This is a genomic window from Flavobacterium sp. J27 (assembly GCF_004303025.1).
Classification (GTDB): Bacteria; Bacteroidota; Bacteroidia; order Flavobacteriales; family Flavobacteriaceae; genus Flavobacterium.
Map to the genome: position 1 here is coordinate 478,234 of NZ_PJQW01000001.1, position 25,132 is coordinate 503,365.

Below are 25,132 nucleotides of genomic sequence, written 5' to 3' on the forward strand. Positions count from 1 at the left end.
AAAAACGGATTTTGTTTTTTAAATGAGAAAAATAAAAAATATTATACAACTTATTTTAGAATTAAATTAATAAAACTACATTTGTAAAACGATTAAAAAATAACACAATGAATATACCATCAAACTTAAAGTACACAAAAGATCACGAATGGGTTTCTATAGAAGGAGACATTGCTACAATTGGAATTACTGATTTTGCACAAAAAGAATTAGGAGATATTGTTTATGTTGAAGTAGAAACTTTAGATCAAACTTTAGATAGAGATGAGGTTTTTGGAACAGTTGAAGCAGTAAAAACAGTGTCAGATTTGTTTTTGCCCTTAACAGGTGAAATCATAGAGTTTAATGATAATTTAGAATCAGAACCAGAAAAGGTTAATTCAGATCCTTATGGTGATGGTTGGATGATAAAAGTTAAATTTTCAGACGCTTCTGAAATTGAAAAATTATTATCTAATGAAGATTACGCAGCTCTTATCGGGGCGTAATTTTTTATACCTAGCCATAGTATGGACTTTGGTTGTTGCTTATCTTTGTTTAATGTCTATGCAACAGTCTGAAGTTTTGGTAAAAGTACCATATAAAGATAAAATAGTACATTTTACCTTTTATTTTTTACTTTTTTTTCTATGGAAGAAAGGGTTAAAAGTGAAAGGATTAAAATCACAAATAAAAATAGTTCTTGTTTTAGTGATGTATGGCATAATTCTTGAAGTATTTCAAGAGATATTTACTAGTGATCGTCAAGGAGATGTTTTTGATGCCTTGGCAAACACACTAGGAGCTGTTACATCGTTGATTTTTTTAAAGTTTGTTGATAAATAAACTTTGAAAAAATTTTAAAACTATTTTTTTATTAATTATATTAGCGACCTCAAAAACAAAATTATGGAAGTAAAGAAAAATCCTAATGTTGACCCTAAAAGGAATAGCGGACTATTTTTTCAGATAGGTCTTGTTGCTGTTCTAGTGCTTACTTATGTGGGTATTGAATTAAAATCAGAAGATCCAAGAGTTGAGACAGAAAAATTTGCGTTAACAGATAATTTAGTATTAGACGAAGAAGATGTAGTGTTAACTATGCCTCCAGTTCAAAAATTACCACCACCACCACCACCTGCACCAGAAGTAATTGAAGTGGTAAAAAATGAAATTAAATTAGAAGAAAAGAAAATTGAAACTACTGAGATTGAAGAAAATAAACCCGTAGTGGTTGTTGAGGCTTCAGAAGTAGGTGAAGCAGGTCCTAGCTTAGATGATATTCCAGATGAGATGCCATTTGCAATTATTGAGCAAATCCCTATGTTTCCTGGATGTGAGGGTGTTGCAAAAAGCAAGCAAATGGAATGTTTCAATGAAAAAATGAATGCACACATAAAAAAATATTTCAGTTATCCAGAAAGAGCTGCTGAAAATGGATCTCAAGGTTCGGTAGCAGTTCAATTTATGATTGATAAAGATGGTGTTGTAAAAGATATTCAAGTAAGAGGTAGAGGAATTAAACAAGATGCTGATTTGTTAGAGCAGGAAGCGCAAAGAATTATTTCTAAATTACCTAAATTTACACCTGGTAAACAAAGAGGAAAACCAGTAAGAGTAAAATATGGTTTACCTATTACATTCAAATTGCAATAAGAAATTTATTTCTATATTAAAAAGCTCAATCAAACGATTGAGCTTTTTTTTGGCATACAATTTGTAGTATTTTATTAACAAGCTGTTAACATTAAATACTATATAATTATGAGAGCAAAAGAAGATTTTAAAAGAAAGACGAAAAATAGTTTTATCTATTTTCAAATTGGTCTTATCACAACCATGGTAATTGCACTTTTTATTTTGGAAGCTAATTTTAAAGATGTAATTAAAAAAACGGATGCTGGATGGTTGACACCTATAGTAGATGATCCTTTTGTTTACAATCCTGCGGAACCAGAACGTCAAGTTGAAAAAGTGAAACCAGTACAGCCAGTTGCTAAGGTTCAACCTCAAGCTACGGTTCCAGATGTTATAGAAGAATTTGATCTTCAAGATGATGATGTGGCTGTGGAAAATCCAGATGTTGCTACTCAAGATGTAACTAATCCGGTTGAAGCAAATCCTGTGGCTTCAAATACAAGTAGTGCAGCAACTGACGTAGTTGATAATTCTCCGAAAAACATGCTTACGGTAGAGCAATTGCCTATGTTTAAAGCTTGTAAAGGGCTTTCTAGATCTGAGCAAAAAGCTTGTTTTGACGCACAATTATATAAAGCCATTTTAAAAAATTTGGTTTATCCAGCAAGAGATCATGAAAATGGAAAACAAGGGACTGCTCTTATCGAATTTATAATAGACGAAAACGGTAATATCACTAATGTTAAGGCTATTGAAAACAGAAGAGGCGCTACAGATGATATGAAGATAGCAGCTGAAAAAGCGGTAAAAAAAGTGCCTCAATTAATTCCTGCCAAACAAGGAAATAAAAATGTAAAAATTAAATATTCTATTCCAATTACATTTAAAGTAAATTAATTCGAATTATTACTAAAAAAAGAATCCCATATCAATGGGATTTTTTATTTTTACCGATATATTAAAAAGAAATGCAATGCATATCGAGCAATATCTAGATGCTACTTATTTAAAAACTGCAGAACAAGCTAAGATTTCTAAAAAGGAAAATAAGGCTATTGTAGAACAATATATTCATGAAGCTATTGATTACAACTTTAAGCTTATTATGATAAGACCTGAATTTGTTTCTTTGGCTAAAGAAATGATGCTAAATACGGTATCCAAAGTGTGTATTGGTACAGTAATCGATTTCCCAAAAGGAGATAAATCAACAGCATTTAAGCTTGTAGAGGCTAAAAAAGCAATACAGGATGGAGCAGATGATTTGGATTTTGTGCTAGATTATGAAGCTTTTAAAAGAGGGGAGATAGATTTGGTTAAAGAACAAGTTTTGGCATGTACTAAGTTAGGTCTTGAGCATCATAAAATTGTGAAATGGATTATTGAAGTGGCCGCATTAAACAATCATCAAATTGTTCAATTGTGTGCTTTGATTAAAAATGTAGTTATCGCTCATTTTAAAGAATCTTCTTACGAAAGTGTCTTTGTTAAATCCTCTACTGGATTCTATGAAACTAAAGATGGCTCTCCGAATGGAGCTACAATTGAATCTGTAAAATTAATGTTAGAAAATGCTTTTCCTTTGCCTGTAAAAGCAGCAGGAGGTGTTAGGAATTATCAAGAAGCAGTTGCTATGATAAAGTTAGGGGTTAAGAGAATAGGGACTTCGTCCGCAAAGACTATTGTAGATGGGAATGAATCAAATTCAATGTATTAGGATGAAAAAAATCATGGTTTTAATAGTTTTTTGTTTCGGTACATCTTTGTTTTCGCAAACTAAAAATGAAACTTTTCCATTGTTTTCGGAATGTGAAAATGAAACGGAAGAACAAGTTAAGAATTGTTTTTATACCACTTTAGAACAGTTTATTTATACTAATTTTAAAGTGCCAAACGTGCTTTCTGAAAAAAAATACAAAGGGAATGTTATAGTGGTTTTTGAAGTAGATACAGTAGGAAGTTTTAAAACGTTATATATTAATGCTGTTTCTAATGACTTAAAAATAGAGACACAAAGAGTCTTTGATATATTGCCAAAAATTAAACCTGCACTTTATTCGGGGAGACCTACCTATTCAAAATTTACACTAACAATAGCAATTCCTTTGGTAAACCCAGAAGAGCGTAAAATTGTTAATACTGTTGCAGAGGAAGAATCTAAAACCAATCAAATGTTAATTGATAATAATAAAGAATTAACTGAATTTGATGCGGTAGAGAAATCGTATAAACCTTTTAAAAATCCGAATTTCAATAGTGATTTAAATATTGCTTTTTCTCATCAGAATTATTATAATTTCGAAGCTTTATTAAATCAAGTTGGAAGTAACAATCATACTGCTACAAAGCCTTATTCGTATAATGAAGTGGCTAAATATTATGATTTTGAAGCAGTACAATCTAAATTGTTAAAACAAAAAGAGTCTTGGTGGGGAAAAAAAATATGGAATGAAAACTTGGTGGCTATTCAAGGTGAAGGCTATTGGTTTACTTTAAATCCAATTTTTGATTTAAGAATTGGAAAAGATTTTGATAGTGACTTATCGAATACGTTTGTAAATACTAGAGGAGTACAACTGCAAGGAGCTCTTGGGAAAAATATTACGTTCACCTCGTCAATTTATGAGAGTCAGGGTCGTTTTGCTGATTACTACAATGCTTATGCAGTTAGCTTGAAGCCTTCGGGTGGAAATCCGGCAATTGTGCCAGGAATAGGAATAGCAAAGCAGTTTAAAGAAGATTCTTTTGATTTTCCTATGGCAGAGGCTAACATTAAATACAAACCAAGTAATTTTATAGATTTACAAATAGGTTATGGTAGGAACTTTATTGGAGATGGATATCGTTCTTTGTTGCAAAGCGATGCTACTAGTCCCTATCCTTATTTTAAAATAAATACTACTTTTTGGAAGATTAAGTATACTAATACTTATATGTGGTTGAAAGACGTTAGGCCAGATGTTACACTAGAAGGAACTTATGCGACTAAATATATGGCAAGTCATTATTTAAGTTATAACGTTTCTAAAAGATTAAATATAGGATTATTTGAAAATGTGGTTTGGACAAATACAAATGATAGAGGATTCGATGTTAATTTTGTGAACCCAATTATCTTTTATAGAGCGGTAGAATTTTCATCTTCTTCAAAGAGTGGTAATGCTGTATTAGGAGCTTCGGCAAAATACAAATGGAATAATCAAGTTAATATTTATGGACAATTCCTGTTAGACGAATTCGCTATTAGTGATGTAAAAGCTGGAAATAAGAGTTGGAGAAATAAATTTGGGTATCAAATTGGAGTTAAATATTATGATGCCTTTCAGGTAAAAAATTTGATGTTGCAATTAGAATACAATCATGTGAGGCCTTATGTTTATTCACACAGCAATCCATTAACAAACTATGGTCATAATAACCAAAGTATGGGGCATGCTTGGGGAGCAAATTTTAGAGAATTGATAGGTATTGCTAGATATTTTAACGGAAGATATTTTGGAGAGGCTAAATTTACTTATGGACAGCGCGGGTTTGATTTTAATACAGCTTCAGATACTTATAATTACGGAGGAAATATTTATTTAAATTATGAAGAAAATAGACCTTTTGACACAGGTGTAAGTGTGGCACAAGGAAATAAAACCACAATTATGATAGCTGATCTGCAACTTGGTTATGTGGTAAATCCTTCGTCCAATTTAAAATTATTTGGGAATCTTATGTTTCGTGATTTTAACCCTAAAATTCAAACAGAAAATTTTCAAAAAATAAGCACAACTTGGTTTTCAATTGGTCTGCGAAGTGATTTATTTAATTGGTATTTCGATTATTAACATTTTTGAGCAATTTTTCTAGCAAAAATTAAGTATAAATAAAAAATCTTATTTGTATCTTTGCGCCCAATTAAACAAGGATATCTATTCATTTTGGATACTTTAGATCATACTATTTCAAAACCGTCACTTTTTTCAAGTTTTGTAGCAATTACTAAAGCTAGATTAGCGTTAAGTGTAGTTTTTTCTACATTAGCTGGTTATTTACTTGGAGTTTCAGATTGGACGAGTCAAAACTGGATTACTTTATTGTTTTTAATGGTAGGAGGTTACTGTATGGTTGGTGCTTCTAATGTTTTTAATCAAATTATTGAAAAGGACTTAGACGCTTTAATGGATAGAACAAAAAACCGACCCTTGCCAGCGGGAACAATTAGCAAGCAAAATGCTTTTATTTTAGGTGTAGTACTTACTGTTTTAGGTTTAGCGATTTTGTATTATGTGAATGCCAAAACAGCTATGTTTGGTGCTATTTCAATCTTTATGTATGTTAGTTTGTACACCCCCTTAAAAACGATAACACCACTATCGGTTTTTGTTGGTGCATTTCCTGGTGCAATTCCTTACATGCTCGGTTGGGTAGCAGCTACAGGTCACTTTGGAATTGAAGCAGGGACACTATTTATTATTCAGTTTTTTTGGCAATTTCCACATTTTTGGGCTATCGGATGGTTTTTATATGACGATTATAAAAAAGCTGGATTTTTTATGTTGCCTACAGGAAAAAAAGATAAAAAGACGGCATTGCAAACCATACTATATACTATTTGGATGATTATTGCTTCAGTTATTCCGGCATTTGGATTTACCGGTAAACTGTTTTTAACTAAAATTTCGGCTGCAATTGTGGTGCTTTTGGGGTTTTGGATGTTGTTTTATGCGTTTAAATTATATAATGAAATGAGTGCAAAGGCAGCTAGAAAATTAATGATAGTAAGTGTTTCGTATATTTCGTTGTTGCAAATTGTATTTATTTTAGATAAATTTATAAGATAGGATGGAAACAAATATGACATTAGAAGAGCACAATTCTAGAAAATCAAAAACATATAAAATGTTACTGATTTTTGGAATGATAAGTATATTTATGATTTTTGCTGGGTTGTCAAGTGCTTATGTGGTAAGTAAATCTAGGCCAGACTGGTTGAGTGATTTTCAATTGCCTATAGCTTTTTTGTGGAGTACTGTGGTTATGATAACGAGTAGTGCTACTTTCATTATGGCTTTACAGTCTATTAAGAAATCAAATCGTCTGAATACTACTCTTTTTTTGTGGCTTACATTGTTATTAGGAGTGCTTTTTGTGTTTTTTCAATTCAAAGGGTTTGCTCAAGTAATAGAAAAAGGGTACTTTTTTACTGGAAGTGAAAGTAATATTACGACAACTTTTTTATACATTGTGGTTTTAGTGCATTTAGCGCACCTTTTTGGAGGTTTTGTATCACTAATTATCGTAATTTATAATCATTATAAACAAAAGTATAATGCCTTACAAACCCTTGGTATTGAACTAAGTGCAATGTATTGGCATTTTATGGATTTTATTTGGGTATATTTGTTTTTATTTTTCTATTTTTTCAAATAGAAAAAAAGTAATAAATTTGGGAACTTTTTAACAATTAAATTTTTATGGGAGCGACAGTTACTATACATGACGATCACGCTTTGCTAGACGGAGGACCAGGACCAATGGGAGCAACCTATGGTAAATTAATGATGTGGTTTTTTATCTTATCAGATGCATTAACTTTTTCAGGATTCCTTGCGGCTTACGGTTTTTCTAGATTTAAATTTATCGAAACTTGGCCAATTGCTGATGAAGTGTTTACACACTTTCCATTTTTACATGGTGTAGATGCACCAATGTATTATGTGGCCTTGATGACTTTTATCCTTATCTTTTCTTCTGTAACTATGGTGTTAGCTGTAGATGCAGGACATCAATTAAATAAAGGTAAAGTTGCTTTTTATATGTTCTTAACTATTATTGGAGGTTTTATATTCTTAGGTTCGCAAGCTTGGGAATGGAAAAACTTTATTAAAGGAGAATATGGAGCAGTAGAAACTAAAGGAGGTTCTATTTTGCAATTTGGAAAAGTAGACAAAGAAGGTCATTTTGAGCGAGTTGCTTTAGCTGACTTTGCATTAGTTTTACCTGAAGAAAGAGAACATTTAACACGTAATAAAGGTTTTTGGTTTATGGAGGAGTCTTCATTGCCATCTTATTCAGTAAATGAAGTTGTTGAAGGTTTTAAAGCAAAAAATGATTTAGTTATTTTGTCTGAGAAAATTCATGATAAAGAGAAAGTAGCTTTAAACAGAGAGCAATCTTTAAAAAGAATTAATGATGCGAAATATGTTGTTGAAGGTGCTAACTTAGTTAGAAATGAATATGGACATAAACTTTTTGCAAACTTCTTTTTCTTTATTACAGGTTTTCACGGTTTTCACGTGTTTACTGGGGTAATAATAAACATAATTATTTTCTTTAATGTTATTTTAGGAACATACGAAAAAAGAAGAAGTTATGAAATGGTAGAAAAGGTAGGATTATACTGGCACTTTGTAGATTTAGTTTGGGTATTTGTATTCACATTCTTCTACTTAGTATAAAAAAATAAAAAGATAAGTTATGGCACACGCACACGAATCAAATACAAAAAGAATCTGGATCGTTTTTGGAATTCTTTCCGTAATTACAACTGTAGAAGTTGCTTTAGGTATAGTTAAGCCAGATTTCTTATTTAGAAGTCACTTTCTATCAACAAGCTTGTTAAACTGGATTTTCATTATTTTAACGTTAGTAAAAGCATATTATATTATGTGGGCTTTTATGCATTTGGAAGGTGAAAAGGCAAGTTTACGTTGGTCTGTTGTAGCACCATTGATTTTTTTAATTCTTTACTTATGTTTTATCGTTCTTGTTGAAGGCGATTACATTTTCGAAGTGTTTAAAAATGGTCACTTAGAATGGATTTTTTAACCTTTCTTTAGATATAGTAAATCCCGATTTTCATCGGGATTTTTTTTACTTTTGTATTTCGAAATAATAGCTAAAAAAATAGTAAATGAAAAAAAAAATTGTTCTTGTTGCGTTATTTATTTTTCCAATAGTTACTTATCTCATTTTTGCTTCTGCTAAGCACAATTCGTTATTTCTTCCTATTCTATCTGAAAACAATGCTGAAATACCTCAATCTTGGCAAACACGCAATAATCAATCAATACATTTACAAGATAAAATTACAATTTTAGGTTTTACTGGTACAGATATGGTGGAGTTTAAGGCTAATATGTTTAATTTAAATCAGAAAATATATAATAAGTATTTTGGGTTTGATGATTTTCAGATGGTCATGATTGCTCCTCAAGGTACTGAGCAAGAAATTGAGAAAATGATTGCTGAACTAAATCGGATAACTGAAGATATGAAAGGATGGAAGTTTGTTTTTACTACTCCTGATAAAATTCAATCCTATTATGATAGTTTGCATTTAAAAACAGAATTAGAGGCTACTTTTGGCACTCCTAATGTTATTATTTTAGATAAAAACAGAAATCATAGAGGACGTAAAGGTAAAAACAAAAAAGGGGAAGAAGAATATAGAGAAAGCTATAACGCATCTTCTGCAGCAGATTTACATAATGAAATGACAGATGACGTAAAAATTATTTTGAGAGAATATCGTTTAGCTTTAAAAAAGAATAAAAGAAAAGATGAATTTCGAGATAATATCGTTAATGAAGTAGAAAAAGCAAACCAAACTAAATAATATATAATGAAAAACAAATCTTATATAGGTATTACATTCATCGTTTTAATTTTTGGAATTTGGGCTGTGCCTAAAATTATTGCAAAATTTCAAAAGTCAGATTTGCATACTATGGGTGAAGTTCCTGCTTTTGAATTGACAGATCAAAACAATAAAACAATTACCAACAAAGATTATTTGGGGAAAGTGTATGTTGTTGAGTTTTTCTTTTCTACTTGTCCAACAATTTGCCCAATTATGAATCAAAACATGTTGAAATTGCAAGACGAGTTTTATGGAAATCCAAAGTTTGGTGTCGCTTCAATAACTATAAATCCTGCATTTGATACTCCAAAAGTTTTAAAAGAGCATGCGGCTATTTTAGGAGTAAAACACTACAATTGGCATTTGTTAACAGGTGACAAAGAGTATATTTATAACTTAGCTAATAAAGGATTTAATATTTATACAGGCGAGAATAAAAATGTTGCCGGTGGATTTGAACACTCAGGTTTGTTTGCTTTAATAGATAAAGAAGGTAATATACGATGTCGTAAAGATGAATTTGACAACCCAATTTTATATTATGATGGTACTACCGATGAAGGTGTTATTGCTATAAAAGAAGACATTAAGAAGTTATTAGAAGAATAATATTTATAATTTAAAAATATTCCTATATGGAAAATAATACTACAATAGAAACAAAATATAATAAATTAATCATTGCTTTATCTATTATTATCCCAGTAGCTGTAGCCGTTCTTTTTGGTGTAAACTTAAGGAAAATGGGTTTTAATGTGCAACCATTAACATTTTTACCACCTATTTATGCTGCGATTAATGGAATAACCGCTATTTTGTTAATTACAGCAGTAATGGCTATTAAAAACGGAAATCGTAAAGTACATGAACGCTTGATGAAATTAGCCATTCTTTGTTCTGTTTTATTTTTAGTGATGTATGTGGCTTATCATATGACTTCAGATTCTACTCCATTTGGTGGAGAAGGAATTGTTAGATATGTTTATTTCTTTATTTTAATTACTCATATTGTTTTGTCTATTGCTATAATTCCATTAGTGTTAATTACTTATGTTAAAGCATTGGCAGAACGTTTTGATAAGCATAAAAAAATAGCGAAAATTACATTTCCGATTTGGTTATATGTTGCTGTAACAGGAGTGGTTGTGTATTTAATGATTTCACCTTATTATGCAAATTAGAATAAAAAGTAAAAAAATAAAAGTAAAAAGTAAAAAGTTGGGTGTTTTAAAAAAAATACTTTTCACTTTTACCTTTTCACTTTTACCTTTCTTCGTAGAAGCACAATGCGCCATGTGCAGAGCTGCTTTGGAAAGTGAAGAAAGTGGTGTGCAAGCAGAAGCCATTAATGACGGGATTGTTTTTTTAATGGTCATACCTTATATTTTGGTAGCCGCAGCTGGTTTTGCTATCTATAAAATGAAATATGCTAAGAAAAAAGAGGCAACTGATGGAGTAGAATAATTTTATTCCATTCCATCAATGGTTATTTTCATTTTTCCATTAGTTGAAATAAATGCAATAATGGCTTTATTGGTTAGTTCTACTTTTTCAAAAGTAAAATCGCTCATAGTGCCATTAATAAATACGCCTTTCATTGGTGAATAATTAGCCAAATACCCTGCCATACTTTTTTTGCCTTCATCCATGTTTTCTTGAATAGAATACCTGCAATTTTCTTGAATTTTTCTAAGAATAGTACCTTGAGCTAGCCAGTTGGCAGATTTTAATAAGACGCTTTTGGTATTCAAAACATAGTCTAATTTGTCAAAGAAAATTTCTTTAGTAACCGTATTGTATTGAGGATAACCAGATAAATAGATCGTGCCATTTACCGAGCCTAATAAATCCAAAGCAATAATTAATTTGCCTTCATTTTGCCATAAATTTACTTTTTGAACCATTACTTTTTTTCCTCCTGAACCAAATTCTTGTCCTTGAAAGTTCTTGGTAATCACTTTAGATGCACTTTCGTAAGTTGAAACGGCAGCTACTGCAACTTCAAATTCATTAGGAATGGTTTTAACAGGTTTTAAAACGAGTTTATTTTTGTCAAAAGTATTTTTGGGTTCTTGACCAATCATGGTTTGCATGGTACATTTTAAACCCATATCCATAGTTATTTTGCTATTTTTTAATTCAGCTTCAGTTACATATAATTCAACAGGTACTAATTTAAACCAAGCTTCATAGGCGTCATTCGTTAAAACTGGAGTACTAATTTTTTCCATTGCATCTAAAACCAAAGGTTTAAAATCACAGGATGAATCGATAGCCTCATCAATCATTTTGGCAATTTTACTTTTAAAAATAGAAACCGTTGGGTTGATAATATAGGTTATTGGGATTTTCTTTCCTGCAATAACAATATTCGGACTTTCACTCCATTTAAAATCTTTAATTGATGATTTAGTGGTTAGTTTCCAATTGTATAAATGAGCTTTACTGTTTAAAGTGATTGTTCCGTTTAAATTAATTTCTTTAGTGTCATTTAAAGCCATAAAGCTAGTTCCATATTGTACTTTGGTCCAAATTTTTATAGGAATTACGGAAAGGATTTCGCCATTGGTTTCGGTTAAATGGATTGGAGCCGTTTTCCAAATCTTCATTTCAGTATTGTCATCGTTTATGTCATTGTCTTCGTAGATTAAGCCATCCATGTTTTTATTTAAAAGTGTTTCTATATCTTTTAAAGTAATTTCTGTAGGTAATGAAATAAAAGAAGTTTTATTTTTAAAAACCATCGGACTATCATCAGACAAAGGAGGTTTTAAAGCCTCAATTTTACTAGTAGAACTGCAGGAAATTAAAAATAAGAATAAAGAGAATACAATAATTAGACTGACGATATATTTCATTTTCAAGGAATTTGTTTACAAAAATAAAATATTATACGATTAGTGTAACAAAAACTTATTTTTTTGGTCTTATAAGAAAATTCATTTATAATTCATCCATAATGATAACTAAAAGAATACTTATTTTTTTCTTGCTCATAGGAATGCAACACATTATAGCACAAGAAAAGAAATGGACTTTGCAAGAATGTGTAGACTATGCGATAAAGAATAATATTTCGGTACAACAATCTGAATTAGATTTAAAAAATTCTGAAATTAATAAAAAAGACGCTATAGGTAACTTTATGCCTAATGTGAGTGCTTCAGCTTCTCATTCTTGGAATATTGGTTTAAACCAGAACATTACAACGGGTTTATTAGAAAACCAAACGACACAATTTACTTCCGCTGGATTAAATGTAAGTGTTGATTTGTTTAGAGGGTTGCAAAATCAAAATCAATTGAGAAAATCAAACCTAAGTATCATTGCATCACAATACCAATTGGTAAAAATGCAAGAAGATATAGCTTTAAATGTAGCTAATGCTTATTTGCAAATTTTATTTAATAAAGAGAATTTAAAAGTTAAAGAACAACAATTGGTTTATAATAAATCTCAATTAGAAAAAACGAAAGAGTTAGTTGGCGCAGGCGTTGTTCCAAATGGAGATTTATTAGACATAGAAGCCTCTGTTGCTAGTGATAATCAAGGTGTAATTGCAGCTCAAAACGCTCTTTTGATTTCTAAATTAAGTTTAGCTCAGTTGTTGCGATTAGATAATTTTCAAACTTTTGACATATCGGATGATAATGTAGATATTTTTGAAAGTGCTATATTATCAGAAAATGCAGATGCCATAATTACTAAAGCTAAAGAGAGCAGAACTGAAATAAAAATTGCACAATCTAATTTAGAAATAGCTAAAAAAGATATTTCAATTGCTAGAGGAGCTTATTTACCAAGTTTAACTGGTTTTTATAGTTTTAGTACGAGAGCGTCCAATTCTGATAGAGTAGTAGGCGTGGAGCCCAATGCTTCTAATCCTTTTTCAACTATAGGTGTTGTAGAAGGGACGAATCAAAATGTTTTACAACCCAATTTTTCACCAATTCTAGGAAATCCATTACCTGTTTTTGAACAATTCGATAACAATAAAGGACAAAACTTTGGTTTACAATTAAATGTTCCCATTTTTAATGGTTTTGCTACGCGAAATAATGTGGCACGTTCCAAAGTGGCAATGGAAAGAGCACAATTGGCTTATGATCAACAAGAGTTAGATCTTGAACGAAATGTTTACACAGCTTATACAGATACCAAATCTGCAAAAGAGAGTTATGAAGCTGCTCTTGTAACATTAGAAGCAAGAAAGTTGTCTTTTAATTACGCTAAAGATAGATATGAAGTAGGATTAATGAATGTTTTTGATTTTAATCAAGCACAAACCTTATTAATCAATGCACAATCTGATGTACTTAGAACAAAATATGATTACATTTTTAGAACAAAAATATTAGAATTTTATTTCGGAATACCATTAATTCAAAAACAATAATAACCATGTCAAAGAAATCGATATACATCTTATTAGGAGCCGGTGTAGGTTTAATTATACTTTTAATTGCATTAAAAAAAGGAGGCGTTATAGGTAATAATGATGATAGTAAAGTGGTTGAAGTGGCTCAAGTTGCCCAAATGACAATCGTAGAAACTGTTTCAGCTACAGGTAAAATTCAACCAGAAATAGAAGTTAAAATTTCATCTGAAGTTTCAGGAGAAATTATTCAATTGCCTATAAAAGAAGGACAGCAAGTTAAAAAAGGAGATTTATTGGTAAAAATTAACCCAGACATTTATGTTTCTGGTGTAAATAGAACTGCTGCTAGTTTGTCAACAACAAAAGCAGGTTTAAGTCAAGCAGAGGCACAAGTAAAAGAAGCTAAGGCAAACTATGATAGAAACAAACCTTTGTTTGAAAAAGGAGTGATTTCAAAATCGGAATGGGATAAAGTTGTTTCATCTTATGAAGTTGCTCAAGCAAATAAACAATCGGCATTTTTTAATGTGCAAAGTGCTACCGCAACATTAACCGAGGCTAGAGATAATTTAGGAAGAACTACTATTTATGCTCCGGCAGATGGAACGATTTCGTTACTTTCGGTAGAATTAGGAGAACGTGTTTTAGGAACACAACAAATGGCTGGGACTGAAATTCTTCGTGTAGCGAACTTAAACAACATGGAAGTTGAAGTAGATGTAAATGAAAATGATATCGTAAAAGTAAATGTAGGGGATTCAGCAAAAATTGAAGTAGATGCCTATTTGAAAAAAGAATTTAAAGGTATTGTAACAAGTATTTCAAATTCGGCTAGTACAGCTTTAACAGCAGATCAAGTAACTAATTTTAAAGTTAAAGTACGTATTTTAAAAGAATCATATGAAGATTTATTAAAAGACAAAGCGCCAAACTATTCTCCATTTAGGCCAGGAATGACAGCTACTGTAGATATTATTACAACTAAAAAAGCAAATATTATTGGAGTTCCAATTAGTGCAGTTGTGATTAAAGAAGACACTACTTCGGTTAAAAAAGATATAGTTGCTGAATTAGAGAAAGAAGAAAAACAAAACAAAGGAACCTACAAACCCGATCAAAAATTTGAATGTGTGTTTGTAAAAGTAGGTGATAAGGCTAAATTAAGAGTGGTAAAGACTGGGATTCAAGATGATACAAATATAGAAATTATGGAAGGCTTGAAAAAAGGAGAAGAAATTATTACAGGGCCTTATTTAATGGTATCCAAAGATTTAACGTCTAATGATAAAGTGAAAATCGAAGCGGATAAAAACGATAAAGCAAAAAAGTAGTTAATAGTTAAGGTTATTTTTTTGGAGACGCAAATTTTATTTGCGTCTTTTTTTGTTTTATAGAATAGCTACTTTGTATTTTTGCATTAATATACCTTTGAGAGAATGGCACTTATTTTAAATATAGAAACGGCAACTAAAAATTGTTCCGTTGCATTGGCACAAGATGGAAAAACGATAGTATGCAAAGAAATTGCGACTGAAAACTTTTCTCATGCAGAGAAATTACATGTTTTTATTGAAGCAGTTCTGGAAGAAGCTAAATGTAATTTTAAAGACATTCAGGCTGTTGCTGTAAGTCAGGGTCCTGGTTCTTATACAGGGTTGCGCATAGGTGTTTCTTCTGCCAAAGGATTGTGTTATGCGTTGCAAGTACCTTTAATTGCTATAGATACTTTGGCTTTATTAGCGCATCAATTAAAAGTAGATAACGGAATTATTATTCCTATGATAGATGCCAGAAGAATGGAAGTGTATACTGCTTATTTTGATAAAAATTATGCTAAAATAAGAGGAACTGAAGCCGAAATCATTGATGCCTCTTCGTATAAAGAAATGGAAGAAATAGTACACTTTGTAGGTGATGGAGCAATGAAATGTAAAACCTTATTAACAGATGCAAAATTTATTTTTCATGAACATATAGTGTATCCTTCTGCTAATGAAATGAGTAACTTGTCGTTTGAAAAGTACAAAAAAAGCGACTTTGTAGATGTCGCTTACTTTGAACCGTTTTATTTAAAAGATTTTGTTTTAAACAAATAATTATTTTTTTTGAATTTCTACCTGATGTGGATAAGGAATTTCAATACCTGCTTTGTCAAATGCTACTTTACATTGTTCTAAGGTTTGACTATGAACTGTTAAGAAGTTTTCGGCCTTTGCCCAAGGTCTAACGGCTAAATTAATTGAACTATCTGCTAAAGCCATAACAATAACAGCAGGAGCTGGTTCTTTTAAAACCAATTCGTTTTTACTTAAGACATCTAAAATAACCTCTTTTACTTGTTTTAAATCGGAATTGTAATCTACACCAATCGTTACATCAATTCTTCGAATCCCTTCTTGAGTGTAATTTTTTATAACACCATTAGACAGCGCACCATTTGGTATATAAACGGTTTGGTTATTAGCAGTTAAAAGTCTTGTATTGAAAATTTGTATTTCCTTTACTGTACCAATTTCTCCTTGTGCTTCAATAACGTCTTCCAGTTTAAATGGTTTGAATAAAATAATTAAAATTCCCCCTGCAAAATTAGATAATGAGCCTTGAAGTGCTAAACCCACAGCTAAACCAGCGGCACCTAAAATAGCAACAAAAGAAGAGGTAGGCACACCTAAGTTTGAAACTACGGTTATAAATACTAAAACACGTAAAGTCCAGAAAATAAAATTTCCGATAAAATTTGATAATGTAATATCAACATGTCTTTTTAGTAAAATTCGTTTAATGGTTTTAGTTGTAATACTTGTTAGCCATAAACCTAAAATTAGAATAATTATAGCAGTTACTACTTTAGGAGAATATTCAACAATGGTTTTGATTACTAATTCGGTATACTTTTCAATTTTTTCGCTAGTCATTTTTTATTTGGTTTATAATAGTTTCAATTTTTATTTCGGGTATTTGACACGTTTTGTTACTACAAAGATAAAAGATGTCTTGCTGTTTGTCAAATCGCTCTTGTAAAAACGGAATATCCGTTGGTTTTGTTGTTCCAGCAAGAAGGATATTTGGGAAATAATGCAAATTAAAAAGAACAGCATTAGCTACAGCATGTGTTCCACAAATAGCAAGTTCTTTTTGAGATTCTAACGTGTTTAGCCATAATGATAACCAATTTGAGAAAGCTGATGCATAATCTATATTTGGTAAAATAATGGACAACATTTTTTGATATGTTTTTTCATAATAGCTATTCTCAAAATAAATACTTAAAGCATATAAATTATGTCCCATAACAGAGTTAGATGCAGGAATTACATTGTCTTCTGTTTCATAATGAGGTGCAATAAGAGCGGTAGCATTTTTTGATGTAAATGAGAAAAAACATTCCTTTTCATCATAGAAATTCTCAAAGCAATAGTCTGTGAGTTGTTTTGCAGAATGAAGATATTCTTTATTAAAAGTAACCTGATATAAGTTAAGATAAGCTGCTATGGTAAAGGCATAATCTTCTAGAAAGCCTTCAATTTTACTTTCATTATTTTTATAAGTATGCCAAAGTGCTCCATTTTCATTCGTCAGTTGATGGGTTATGAATGAGGCAACTTCTATCGCTTTTTGTACGTAGTTTTGGTTACCCAAAGCTTTATAGCTATCCACTAAACCTGAAATATATAAAGCATTCCATGAAGTAATACTTTTGTCGTCTAATCTTGGTTTTTTTCTTTGCTTACGATTCGTATACAGTAAGTTTTCCCATTCTTTTTTCTTTTGAGAAACTATTTCAATGGAAAGGCCTTCTTTTTTAGCAATAGCTTCTAATGTTTGATTTTGTATGAGGACATATTTTCTTTCTTCTTCCCAATAACCAAAAGAATTGATGTTAAATATCGTTGAAAATAGCGGGAAGTCTTCCTGTAAGAGTGTTTGTAATTCCTCTTTTGTCCAAGTGTAGAATGCTCCTTCTTCTAAATGATCAACATCATTTAAGCTATCAGCATCTAGAGAAGCAAAGTAACCGTTTTTATCATTTAAAAGTTCGTTTTCGCAAAATTGAATGGTCTTTTCAATAACTATTTTATATAATTCATTATGTGTTCTTTTGTAAGCGTTGGCATATACAGAAAGTAGTTGGGCATTATCATATAACATTTTTTCAAAATGAGGTACATGCCATTTAAAATCTACTGAGTATCTTGAAAATCCGCCGTCTACGATGTCAAATAATCCGCCCCACGCCATACGGGTTAAAGTTGTGTCAACATAGTTTAGAATAAATTGGTCATTATGTTGAAAACCATAACGTTGTAAGAACTCTAAATTGGTTGGCATCATAAATTTTGGAGCACGGGCATAGCCACCATATTCTAAATCGAAACTCTTTTGCCATTTTTCTAAAAGAAATTGCATTTTTTGCTCTGAAAAGAGGGTGTCATCAGTTGGTTTTTGAACCAAACTAATAAGTTGTAACCCTTCATGAAGTTTGATGGCATATTCTTCCATTTTTTGAGGATTAGTAGTGAATAATTGTTGCAATTGCTCTAAAGCATTAACCCACTCTTCTTTTCTAAAATAAGTGCCACCCCAAACAGGTCTTCCATCTGGTAAACAAACTACATTCAAAGGCCATCCTCCTTGTCCACTCATAATTTGAATAGCTTTCATATATATGGCATCTATATCGGGTCTTTCTTCTCGGTCTACTTTAATGGAAACATAAGAAGTATTCATAGTTTGTGCAACAGTTTCATCTTCAAAAGATTCATGTTCCATAACATGACACCAATGGCAGGCAGCATAACCAATACTAATAACTATAAGCTGGTTGTTTTTTATTGCAAGTTGTAATGTTTCAGAATTCCAAGCCTTCCAATGGATTGGATTTGTAGCATGTTGTAAGAGGTAAGGGCTTGATTCTTTGTGTAATTCGTTCATGAGTAATAATAAAAAAAGCGTTCGTAAAGAACGCTTAAAGGTAAGTAAAGAATTAAAATTAATCTAATTCAAAAGTGACTTTTAAATTCACACGAAACTCAGTTACTTGGTTGTTTTTTACCGCTGCACTTTGTTCTTTAACATATACAGATCTAATGTTGTTTAGCGTTTTTGATGCTTTTTCAACGGCTTGTTTCGTTGCATCTTCCCAACTTTTTTCTGAGCTCGATAATACTTCTATAACTTTTAATACTGCCATAATATAGTTTGTTTTTGTTGTTAATAATTCATTTAAAGGTACTTAAATATTGTAAAAAATGCAAATTATATATTTTTAGGAACTGAAATTAATAACATTAACTTAACATTGAAAAGAAATAGTTGCAGGACTTTTGCAAAAGAAAAAAATTTAAGATTAAATGGAACAAATATATCTTGTAATGCTTGTCGCATTAGCATTATTGGCTTCAATAGATTTAATGGTAGGTGTGGCTAACGATGCGGTTAATTTTTTAAATTCTGGAATAGGATCAAAAGCAGTTTCGTTCAAAACATTAATGATAGTTGCGAGTATAGGAATTGCTTTAGGAGCTTTGTTTTCAAGTGGTATGATGGAAATTGCTCGGAGTGGTATTTTTGTACCTGCCATGTTCACTTTTAATGATGTAATGATTATCTTTTTAGCTGTAATGATTACCGATGTCTTGTTATTAGATATTTTTAACTCATTAGGTTTGCCTACTTCTACAACAGTATCAGTTGTTTTTTCATTACTGGGCGGTGCAGTTTGTTTAGGGATTTTTAAAATGATGACTAATGATAATAATACTAATTCAATTTTAGACTTTATCAATCAAGAGAAAGCTACTGAAATTGTGTCCAGTATTTTAATATCAGTAGCACTTTCTTTTACCATTGGAGCTTTAATACAATATCTATCGAGAATTATTTTTTCTTTTCATTATGAAAGAAGGATAAAATATTTTGGAGCCATCTTTGGAGGTATTGGAATTACGGCAATCACTTATTTTATTTTATTTAAAGGATTGAAAAGTTCATCTTTTATGACTGCCGATTTAAAAGAGTTAATGAAATCAAATCAATTGTTAATTATAGGTGTTTGTTTTGCTTTTTGGACTGTTTTATCTCAAATTTTAATTACTTTAAAAATTAATATTTTTAGAATTATCATCATCATCGGAACTTTTGCTTTAGCGCTTGCTTTTGCAGGAAATGATTTGGTAAATTTTATTGGTGTACCTATTGCAGCTTTACAATCGTATGATATCTTCACAGCTAATGGAAGTGATGCTACTATGTTAATGGGAGCTTTAGCTTCTTCAGAATTGAGAGCAAACTTTTGGTTGCTTTTAATAGGTGGAGGAATCATGGTTTATACACTTTGGACTTCTAAAAAAGCAAAAGAGGTTATTGCCACTGGTGTTGATTTGTCTAGACAAAGTGAAGGAACCGAACGTTTTGATGCAAATAATTTATCTCGAGTTATTGTTAGAGGAGTAATGTATATTGGTCAGGTGTTGAACTATTTTCTTCCAAAATCATTAGAAGTTAAAATTGATAAACAGTTCACTAAAGTAGTACCAGCATCAAAGAAAAGCGAAGAGCCAGCTTTTGATATGGTAAGAGCTTCTGTTAATTTAATGGTTGCAAGTATTTTAATTGCTATAGGAACTTCATTAAAATTACCTTTATCTACAACATATGTAACCTTTATGGTTGCTATGGGAACTTCTTTTGCAGATAGAGCTTGGGATAGAGAAAGTGCTGTGTACCGTGTTGCAGGTGTAATAAATGTTATTGGAGGTTGGTTTGTAACCGCGTTTGTAGCGTTCTTAATGGCAGGAGCTATAGCTGTCTTACTTAATTTTGGAAAAGTATTTGCTTTCTTTGCTTTAATGGTTACGGTAGGAATTCTATTATATAGAAGTGCTAGAAAGCATGTGAAAAAGACAAAAGAAAAGGAAGAAGAAATAAAATTAAAAAAAGAAGATATTTTTTCAATTAAAGAAATTATTTCTGAAAGTTCTTCACAAGTAGGGAAAGTAATTCGTAAAACGAATGGATTATATACTGATGTAATCAATAATTTAGGATTGCAAGATTTAGCCAAATTAAAAGAAAATAAAAAGAAGCTTAAAAAATTAGAAAAAGATATTGATGATTTAAAAAGTAATGTTTATTATGTGATTAAAAATTTAGATGAAACCTCTTTAGAAGCGAGTAAGTTTTATGTTCTTATTTTAGGCTATTTGCAAGATATGGTTCAATCTATTGGTTATATTACTTTAAATAGTTATTCTCATATAAATAATAATCACAAGCAATTAAAATTTAATCAAATAAGAGATTTAAAGTCGGTTGATAATAAATTACAACATTTGTTTAACAAGTTAGATGTTACTTTGCAGAAAGAAGATTTTTCTCAAATTGATGAAATTCTAAAAGAGAAGGCTAGTCTTATTGAATCTATTTCTGAACTAATTCAAAAACAAATCATTAGAATTAGAACAACAGAGAATAGTCCAAAAAACAGTAAATTATATTTTGGATTACTATTGGAAACAAATGATTTAGTGAAAGCTACAATGAATTTATTAGAATTGTTTAAAGAGTTTAATAAACAAATTGATACTAAGAAATAATAAAAAAAGAGAGCGATTAAAGCTCTCTTTTTTTGCATTATTTTTTTATTTTTAAGCATTTATGGCTTCCACAATAATTTCATTGTCGTGTAACATTTGTTTTAGCATATTTTCAATACCGTTTTTTAAAGTAAAGGTAGATGAAGGACAACCACTGCAAGCGCCTTGTAAAACAACTTTTACTTTTTTAGATTCAGCATCAAAAGATTCAAACATAATGTTTCCACCATCACTTTGTACTGCGGGTTTTACATACTCTTCTAGAATATTTACAATTTGTTGAGAAGTAACATCTAGATTTTCAAAATAAGTGTCTTGTTGTTTTGTATGACTCTCCGTTTTTATAATTTGAGTTTCATCAACAACAGTGTTCCCATTTTCAATATATTCCTTAATAAAACTTCTTAGCTCCATTGTGATTTCATTCCAATCAGCAATTTCATACTTGGTAATAGAAATATAATTTTCATCTATAAATACTTCTTTTACAAATGGAAATTTAAATAATTCTTTTGCCAATGGAGAAGCTATAGTTTCATCTATGTTTTTAAATTCTACCAAGGTTTTAGTTAACAGTTTATTGCAAACAAATTTCTGTACAGCTGGGTTTGGAGTTGTTTCTGCATAGATTGTAATAGGAAGTTTTTTGTTAGATGTGGCTTCTTGTTTAATGATTTCACCACCTTTTGCAATAAAATCATTAATCTGTTCTGCTACACTATCTTGTACATCCTCCCATTCCACAATTGAAAATTTTTCAATAGCTATAAAATTACCCGAAATATATACAGTTTTTACAAATGGTAAGTAAAATAATTGCATTGCTAAGGGAGCATTTTTTGTTTCATCAATATTTTTAAATTCGAAATTTTGTCCCTTAATAATGGTTTCTTCGAATTCAAATTTTACAATTGAAGGGTTTTTTGTGTTTTTTATCGATATTTTTGACATTATAACGTTGTTTTTGCAAAGATACGAACATTTTATAATCGTTTATTTATATTTGTTTTAAACAACCAATTTATTAACAAATCTATAACAATAAATTACCAAATGAAACAATACTACTATTTCATTTTATCCTTTTTGTTGGCTATGTGTTCTTATAGCCAGTCAATTACGGTAAATACTACTACATACACAGTGCCACAGTTGGTACAAGATGTATTGATAGATTCTCCTTGTGCTTTGGTTTCCAATTTCTCTTCATCAAATACATGTGGGATTGGTTATTTTCAATATGGAGGTGCGAATTTTGACTTTTCTGCAGGAATGATTCTGAGAAATGGTGATGTAACTGCAACAGCTGGTCAGTATTCTAATTCAAATTTATCAACTGTTTGTTCAGGAACTACTGGTACCGATACAGATTTACAAAATATTAGTAATGCTAGTGGACAAACAGGAAACATACAAGATGCTACTTATGTTCAATTTGATTTTACACCCTTGACAGATAATTTTAGTTTTAATTTTGTATTTGCATCTAATGAATATGGTACGTACCAATGTAATTTCGCAGATGTATTTGCCTTTATTTTAACAGATTTGAATACAGGTGTGCAAACAAATCTTGCTGTTATTCCTGGTACAAATACTCCTGTATCTGTTGTAAATATTAGAGATAATGCTAATAACACTGGATGTCCATCTGAAAATGTGTTGTTGTTTGATACTTATACACCTAGTCTGCCTGCAGCTTCAACTGTAATGAATATGAGAGGCTATACAGTGCCAATGACTGCATCAGCAACAGTTATACCAAACAATAATTATAGAATTAAGTTAGCTATAGGTGATTATAATGATAATCAATTTGATTCTGCAGTTTTTATAGAAGCTGGGAGTTTTAATGTGGGTACGGCAAATTTGAGTTACCCAGTTGGAGTTGGTTTTCAAACAGAAGATATGACTGTCGCAAATGGTTTTGCATTGTGCCCTGGAGATACTAAACTTTTAGATTCGGGTCTTGATCCAGCTGATTATAATTTTATTTGGACAATTGATACAGGTTCTGGACCCACAGTAATTCCTGGAGAAACAAGTGAAACATTATTAGTAACTCAACCTGGTACTTACTGTGTTGAAGCAAGTAATATTTCAGGATCTAGTTGTATTCAGAATGATTGCATTATTGTAGAATATTTACAGGGTATAGTGGTTAATAATCCAGCTTCTGATTTACAAAGTTGTGATGAGAATTTTAACTTAAACGATAATATTCCAGCTGTTTTAGGTTCTTTAGATCCTTCTAATTATGATGTTTTGTATTTTCTAACGGCTCAAGACGCTATAGATAATTTAAATCAAATTTCTCCTTATTTTGTAGACACAAATCCACCAACTACTATTTATGTTCGTGTTGAAGATTTTGCATTGTCTTGCCCAGCATATTCTCAGTTTAACTTGGTTACCTTACCTTCTTTATGTGGTCTTCCAATTGTACAACCTTCAGATTTATATGCTTGTGATGATGTAAGTAATGACGGATTTGAAATTTTTGATTTAACTGTTCAAGATGGAGTTGTAATAGGTACACTTAATGCTTCTGATTATACTGTAAGTTATCATACAACTCAAGCTGGAGCAGATGATATTTCGGGAACATTAGATTTAGCAACTCCTCCAAATGCGTATCAAAATACTTCAAATCCACAAGTCATCTATGTTAGAGTTGAGGACAATACAGATCCTACAGTATTTGCAACAACAACATTTAATTTAATAGTTAACCAAACACCTGTAGCTGATGCACCATCAGATGTTACTCAATGTGATAGTTATGTTTTACCAGCACTTACTACTGGTAATTATTATACAGGTTCAGGAGGAACAGGTTCTATGTTAAATGCAAATGATGTTATTACAGTAAGTCAAACTTTATATGTTTATGCTGAAACTGGAACTACCCCAAATTGTACGGATGAAAACAGCTTTACAATAACAATAGTTCCAGGCGTAACAGCAGATGCTCCAACTGATGTGACAGCTTGTGATAGTTATATATTACCAGCTCTAGTTAATGGAGATTATTATACAGGTTCAGGAGGAACCGGTTCCATGTTAAATGCAAATGATATTATCACGACAACACAGTTAATTTATACTTATGCAGAATCTGGTACTACACCAAATTGTACCGATGAACATAGTTTTACAGTAACTATTAACGTAACTCCAGTAGCTGATGCACCAGCAGACATTACAGTTTGTGATAATTATGTATTACCTGTGTTAACAGTTGGTAATTATTACACAGGTCCAAATGGAACAGGTTCTATGTTAAATGCAAACGATATTATTACAACTACGCAAGTGTTGTATGTTTATGCAGAAACGGGAACTACACCAAATTGTTTCGATGAAAATACTTTCACTGTAACAGTTAATTCAACTCCTGTAGCCGATGCACCAGCTGATGTTACAGTTTGTGATAGTTATATATTACCAACGCTTACAAGTGGTAACTATTATACGGGTCCAGGCGGAACAGGAACGATGCTGAATTCAGGATTTGTCGTTACAACAACCCAAACGTTATATGTCTATGCAGAAACGGGTACAACACCAAATTGTTTCGATGAAAATAGTTTTATGGTAACTATTAACATAACTCCAGTAGCAGATGCACCAGTTGATGTTGCGGTTTGTGATAGTTATGTGTTGCCAACTTTAGCGAACGGTAATTATTACACAGGTCCAGGTGGAACAGGTTCTATGTTAAATGCAAACGATATTATTACAACTACGCAAATGTTGTATGTTTATGCAGAAACGGGTACTACACCAAATTGTTTCGATGAAAATACTTTCACTGTAACAGTTAATTCAACTCCTGTAGCCGATGCACCAGTTGATGTTACTCAATGTGATAGTTATTTTTTACCTGCATTGACCGTTGGTAATTATTAT

The 25,132-nt window shown here is 31.1% G+C and carries 24 protein-coding genes; 19 read left to right on the forward strand and 5 right to left on the reverse strand.

Features of this window, described 5'->3' with window-relative positions; all coding sequences use genetic code 11:
* Positions 1-107 precede the first annotated feature (107 nt).
* The 14 genes from gcvH to CX675_RS01965 all read left to right on the forward strand — a co-directional run bounded on the left by gcvH (position 108) and on the right by CX675_RS01965 (position 10,711).
* The gene (gene gcvH, locus CX675_RS01900; protein ID WP_130733517.1) at positions 108-488 is read left to right on the forward strand and encodes a glycine cleavage system protein GcvH; all 381 of its coding nucleotides are present in this window, start codon (positions 108-110) and stop codon (positions 486-488) included.
* Positions 457-825 carry a VanZ family protein gene (locus CX675_RS01905; RefSeq protein WP_130733518.1) on the forward strand — a complete coding sequence of 123 codons (369 nt, stop codon included), beginning with the start codon at positions 457-459 and terminating at the stop codon, positions 823-825. The genes gcvH and CX675_RS01905 overlap by 32 nt, the downstream gene beginning before the upstream one ends.
* Before the next feature lie 63 nt (positions 826-888).
* Positions 889-1,635, forward strand: a complete 747-nt coding sequence (locus tag CX675_RS01910) for an energy transducer TonB (protein ID WP_130733519.1) — start codon at positions 889-891, stop codon at positions 1,633-1,635.
* A 108-nt stretch (positions 1,636-1,743) separates the two neighbouring features.
* Positions 1,744-2,514 carry an energy transducer TonB gene (locus tag CX675_RS01915; protein WP_130733520.1) on the forward strand — a complete coding sequence of 257 codons (771 nt, stop codon included), beginning with the start codon at positions 1,744-1,746 and terminating at the stop codon, positions 2,512-2,514.
* A 76-nt stretch (positions 2,515-2,590) separates the two neighbouring features.
* Positions 2,591-3,334 carry a deoxyribose-phosphate aldolase gene (gene deoC, locus CX675_RS01920; protein ID WP_130733547.1) on the forward strand — a complete coding sequence of 248 codons (744 nt, stop codon included), beginning with the start codon at positions 2,591-2,593 and terminating at the stop codon, positions 3,332-3,334.
* 13 nt (positions 3,335-3,347) lie between these two features.
* Entirely contained in the window at positions 3,348-5,450 is a 2,103-nt protein-coding gene (locus CX675_RS01925; protein ID WP_240723565.1) for a capsule assembly Wzi family protein, read from the forward strand.
* Between the two features lie 93 nt (positions 5,451-5,543).
* On the forward strand, positions 5,544-6,446 hold the full coding sequence (cyoE, locus tag CX675_RS01930) for a heme o synthase (protein ID WP_130733548.1): 903 nt from the start codon (positions 5,544-5,546) through the stop codon (positions 6,444-6,446).
* A gap of 1 nt (position 6,447) precedes the next feature.
* Positions 6,448-7,035 (forward strand): cytochrome c oxidase subunit 3, encoded by a 588-nt coding sequence (locus tag CX675_RS01935; protein ID WP_130733522.1) that lies wholly within the window; start codon positions 6,448-6,450, stop codon positions 7,033-7,035.
* 44 nt (positions 7,036-7,079) lie between these two features.
* Positions 7,080-8,063 (forward strand): cytochrome c oxidase subunit 3, encoded by a 984-nt coding sequence (locus CX675_RS01940; protein WP_130733523.1) that lies wholly within the window; start codon positions 7,080-7,082, stop codon positions 8,061-8,063.
* A 19-nt stretch (positions 8,064-8,082) separates the two neighbouring features.
* Positions 8,083-8,433, forward strand: a complete 351-nt coding sequence (locus tag CX675_RS01945; protein ID WP_130733524.1) for a cytochrome C oxidase subunit IV family protein — start codon at positions 8,083-8,085, stop codon at positions 8,431-8,433.
* An 85-nt stretch (positions 8,434-8,518) separates the two neighbouring features.
* Positions 8,519-9,223 carry a hypothetical protein gene (locus CX675_RS01950; RefSeq protein ID WP_130733525.1) on the forward strand — a complete coding sequence of 235 codons (705 nt, stop codon included), beginning with the start codon at positions 8,519-8,521 and terminating at the stop codon, positions 9,221-9,223.
* A 6-nt stretch (positions 9,224-9,229) separates the two neighbouring features.
* Positions 9,230-9,856: an SCO family protein gene (locus CX675_RS01955; protein ID WP_130733526.1), complete on the forward strand. Its 627-nt coding sequence runs from the start codon at positions 9,230-9,232 to the stop codon at positions 9,854-9,856.
* A 26-nt stretch (positions 9,857-9,882) separates the two neighbouring features.
* Complete coding sequence (locus CX675_RS01960; RefSeq protein ID WP_130733527.1) at positions 9,883-10,428, forward strand: DUF420 domain-containing protein; 546 nt, start codon at positions 9,883-9,885, stop codon at positions 10,426-10,428.
* Complete coding sequence (locus CX675_RS01965) at positions 10,418-10,711, forward strand: hypothetical protein (protein ID WP_240723566.1); 294 nt, start codon at positions 10,418-10,420, stop codon at positions 10,709-10,711. The genes CX675_RS01960 and CX675_RS01965 overlap by 11 nt, the downstream gene beginning before the upstream one ends.
* Before the next feature lie 2 nt (positions 10,712-10,713).
* Here the strand turns inward: CX675_RS01965 and CX675_RS01970 are convergent, their stop codons facing one another.
* Positions 10,714-12,105 carry a DUF4403 family protein gene (locus CX675_RS01970; RefSeq protein WP_130733528.1) on the reverse strand — a complete coding sequence of 464 codons (1,392 nt, stop codon included), beginning with the start codon at positions 12,103-12,105 and terminating at the stop codon, positions 10,714-10,716.
* A gap of 101 nt (positions 12,106-12,206) precedes the next feature.
* Between CX675_RS01970 and CX675_RS01975 the strand changes: the two genes are divergently transcribed.
* The 3 genes from CX675_RS01975 (at position 12,207) to tsaB (ending at position 15,721) form a co-directional block, all read left to right on the forward strand.
* On the forward strand, positions 12,207-13,643 hold the full coding sequence (locus CX675_RS01975) for a TolC family protein (RefSeq protein ID WP_130733529.1): 1,437 nt from the start codon (positions 12,207-12,209) through the stop codon (positions 13,641-13,643).
* A 5-nt stretch (positions 13,644-13,648) separates the two neighbouring features.
* Positions 13,649-14,956 carry an efflux RND transporter periplasmic adaptor subunit gene (locus CX675_RS01980; RefSeq protein WP_130733530.1) on the forward strand — a complete coding sequence of 436 codons (1,308 nt, stop codon included), beginning with the start codon at positions 13,649-13,651 and terminating at the stop codon, positions 14,954-14,956.
* 105 nt (positions 14,957-15,061) lie between these two features.
* Entirely contained in the window at positions 15,062-15,721 is a 660-nt protein-coding gene (gene tsaB / locus CX675_RS01985) for a tRNA (adenosine(37)-N6)-threonylcarbamoyltransferase complex dimerization subunit type 1 TsaB (protein WP_130733531.1), read from the forward strand.
* Here the strand turns inward: tsaB and CX675_RS01990 are convergent, their stop codons facing one another.
* The 3 genes from CX675_RS01990 to CX675_RS02000 are packed head-to-tail and all read right to left on the reverse strand — an operon-like array spanning position 15,722 to position 18,816.
* Entirely contained in the window at positions 15,722-16,540 is an 819-nt protein-coding gene (locus CX675_RS01990) for a mechanosensitive ion channel family protein (RefSeq protein WP_130733532.1), read from the reverse strand.
* On the reverse strand, positions 16,533-18,557 hold the full coding sequence (locus tag CX675_RS01995) for a thioredoxin domain-containing protein (RefSeq protein ID WP_130733533.1): 2,025 nt from the start codon (positions 18,555-18,557) through the stop codon (positions 16,533-16,535). The genes CX675_RS01990 and CX675_RS01995 overlap by 8 nt, the downstream gene beginning before the upstream one ends.
* Positions 18,558-18,615: 58 nt before the next feature.
* On the reverse strand, positions 18,616-18,816 hold the full coding sequence (locus tag CX675_RS02000) for a dodecin family protein (RefSeq protein WP_130733534.1): 201 nt from the start codon (positions 18,814-18,816) through the stop codon (positions 18,616-18,618).
* 160 nt (positions 18,817-18,976) lie between these two features.
* Between CX675_RS02000 and CX675_RS02005 the strand changes: the two genes are divergently transcribed.
* On the forward strand, positions 18,977-21,220 hold the full coding sequence (locus CX675_RS02005; protein WP_130733535.1) for an inorganic phosphate transporter: 2,244 nt from the start codon (positions 18,977-18,979) through the stop codon (positions 21,218-21,220).
* Positions 21,221-21,271: 51 nt separating this feature from the next.
* Here the strand turns inward: CX675_RS02005 and CX675_RS02010 are convergent, their stop codons facing one another.
* Entirely contained in the window at positions 21,272-22,171 is a 900-nt protein-coding gene (locus CX675_RS02010) for a NifU family protein (protein ID WP_130733536.1), read from the reverse strand.
* 102 nt (positions 22,172-22,273) lie between these two features.
* Here CX675_RS02010 and CX675_RS02015 point away from each other — a divergent pair.
* On the forward strand, positions 22,274-25,132 hold a 2,859-nt coding region (locus tag CX675_RS02015), incomplete at its 3' end, for a choice-of-anchor L domain-containing protein (RefSeq protein WP_205728589.1).

Excerpts from the sequence above, each read along its gene's own strand:
- gcvH (WP_130733517.1), top strand. The coding sequence starts at position 108 with ATGAATATACCATCAAACTTAAAGTACACAAAAGATCACGAATGGGTT.
- CX675_RS01905 (WP_130733518.1), top strand. The coding sequence starts at position 457 with ATGAAGATTACGCAGCTCTTATCGGGGCGTAATTTTTTATACCTAGCC.
- CX675_RS01910 (WP_130733519.1), top strand. The coding sequence starts at position 889 with ATGGAAGTAAAGAAAAATCCTAATGTTGACCCTAAAAGGAATAGCGGA.
- CX675_RS01915 (WP_130733520.1), top strand. The coding sequence starts at position 1,744 with ATGAGAGCAAAAGAAGATTTTAAAAGAAAGACGAAAAATAGTTTTATC.
- deoC (WP_130733547.1), top strand. The coding sequence starts at position 2,591 with ATGCATATCGAGCAATATCTAGATGCTACTTATTTAAAAACTGCAGAA.
- CX675_RS01925 (WP_240723565.1), top strand. The coding sequence starts at position 3,348 with ATGGTTTTAATAGTTTTTTGTTTCGGTACATCTTTGTTTTCGCAAACT.
- CX675_RS01935 (WP_130733522.1), top strand. The coding sequence starts at position 6,448 with ATGGAAACAAATATGACATTAGAAGAGCACAATTCTAGAAAATCAAAA.
- CX675_RS01940 (WP_130733523.1), top strand. The coding sequence starts at position 7,080 with ATGGGAGCGACAGTTACTATACATGACGATCACGCTTTGCTAGACGGA.
- CX675_RS01945 (WP_130733524.1), top strand. The coding sequence starts at position 8,083 with ATGGCACACGCACACGAATCAAATACAAAAAGAATCTGGATCGTTTTT.
- CX675_RS01950 (WP_130733525.1), top strand. The coding sequence starts at position 8,519 with ATGAAAAAAAAAATTGTTCTTGTTGCGTTATTTATTTTTCCAATAGTT.
- CX675_RS01955 (WP_130733526.1), top strand. The coding sequence starts at position 9,230 with ATGAAAAACAAATCTTATATAGGTATTACATTCATCGTTTTAATTTTT.
- CX675_RS01960 (WP_130733527.1), top strand. The coding sequence starts at position 9,883 with ATGGAAAATAATACTACAATAGAAACAAAATATAATAAATTAATCATT.
- CX675_RS01965 (WP_240723566.1), top strand. The coding sequence starts at position 10,418 with ATGCAAATTAGAATAAAAAGTAAAAAAATAAAAGTAAAAAGTAAAAAG.
- CX675_RS01970 (WP_130733528.1), bottom strand. The coding sequence starts at position 12,105 with ATGAAATATATCGTCAGTCTAATTATTGTATTCTCTTTATTCTTATTT.
- CX675_RS01975 (WP_130733529.1), top strand. The coding sequence starts at position 12,207 with ATGATAACTAAAAGAATACTTATTTTTTTCTTGCTCATAGGAATGCAA.
- CX675_RS01980 (WP_130733530.1), top strand. The coding sequence starts at position 13,649 with ATGTCAAAGAAATCGATATACATCTTATTAGGAGCCGGTGTAGGTTTA.
- tsaB (WP_130733531.1), top strand. The coding sequence starts at position 15,062 with ATGGCACTTATTTTAAATATAGAAACGGCAACTAAAAATTGTTCCGTT.
- CX675_RS01990 (WP_130733532.1), bottom strand. The coding sequence starts at position 16,540 with ATGACTAGCGAAAAAATTGAAAAGTATACCGAATTAGTAATCAAAACC.
- CX675_RS01995 (WP_130733533.1), bottom strand. The coding sequence starts at position 18,557 with ATGAACGAATTACACAAAGAATCAAGCCCTTACCTCTTACAACATGCT.
- CX675_RS02000 (WP_130733534.1), bottom strand. The coding sequence starts at position 18,816 with ATGGCAGTATTAAAAGTTATAGAAGTATTATCGAGCTCAGAAAAAAGT.
- CX675_RS02005 (WP_130733535.1), top strand. The coding sequence starts at position 18,977 with ATGGAACAAATATATCTTGTAATGCTTGTCGCATTAGCATTATTGGCT.
- CX675_RS02010 (WP_130733536.1), bottom strand. The coding sequence starts at position 22,171 with ATGTCAAAAATATCGATAAAAAACACAAAAAACCCTTCAATTGTAAAA.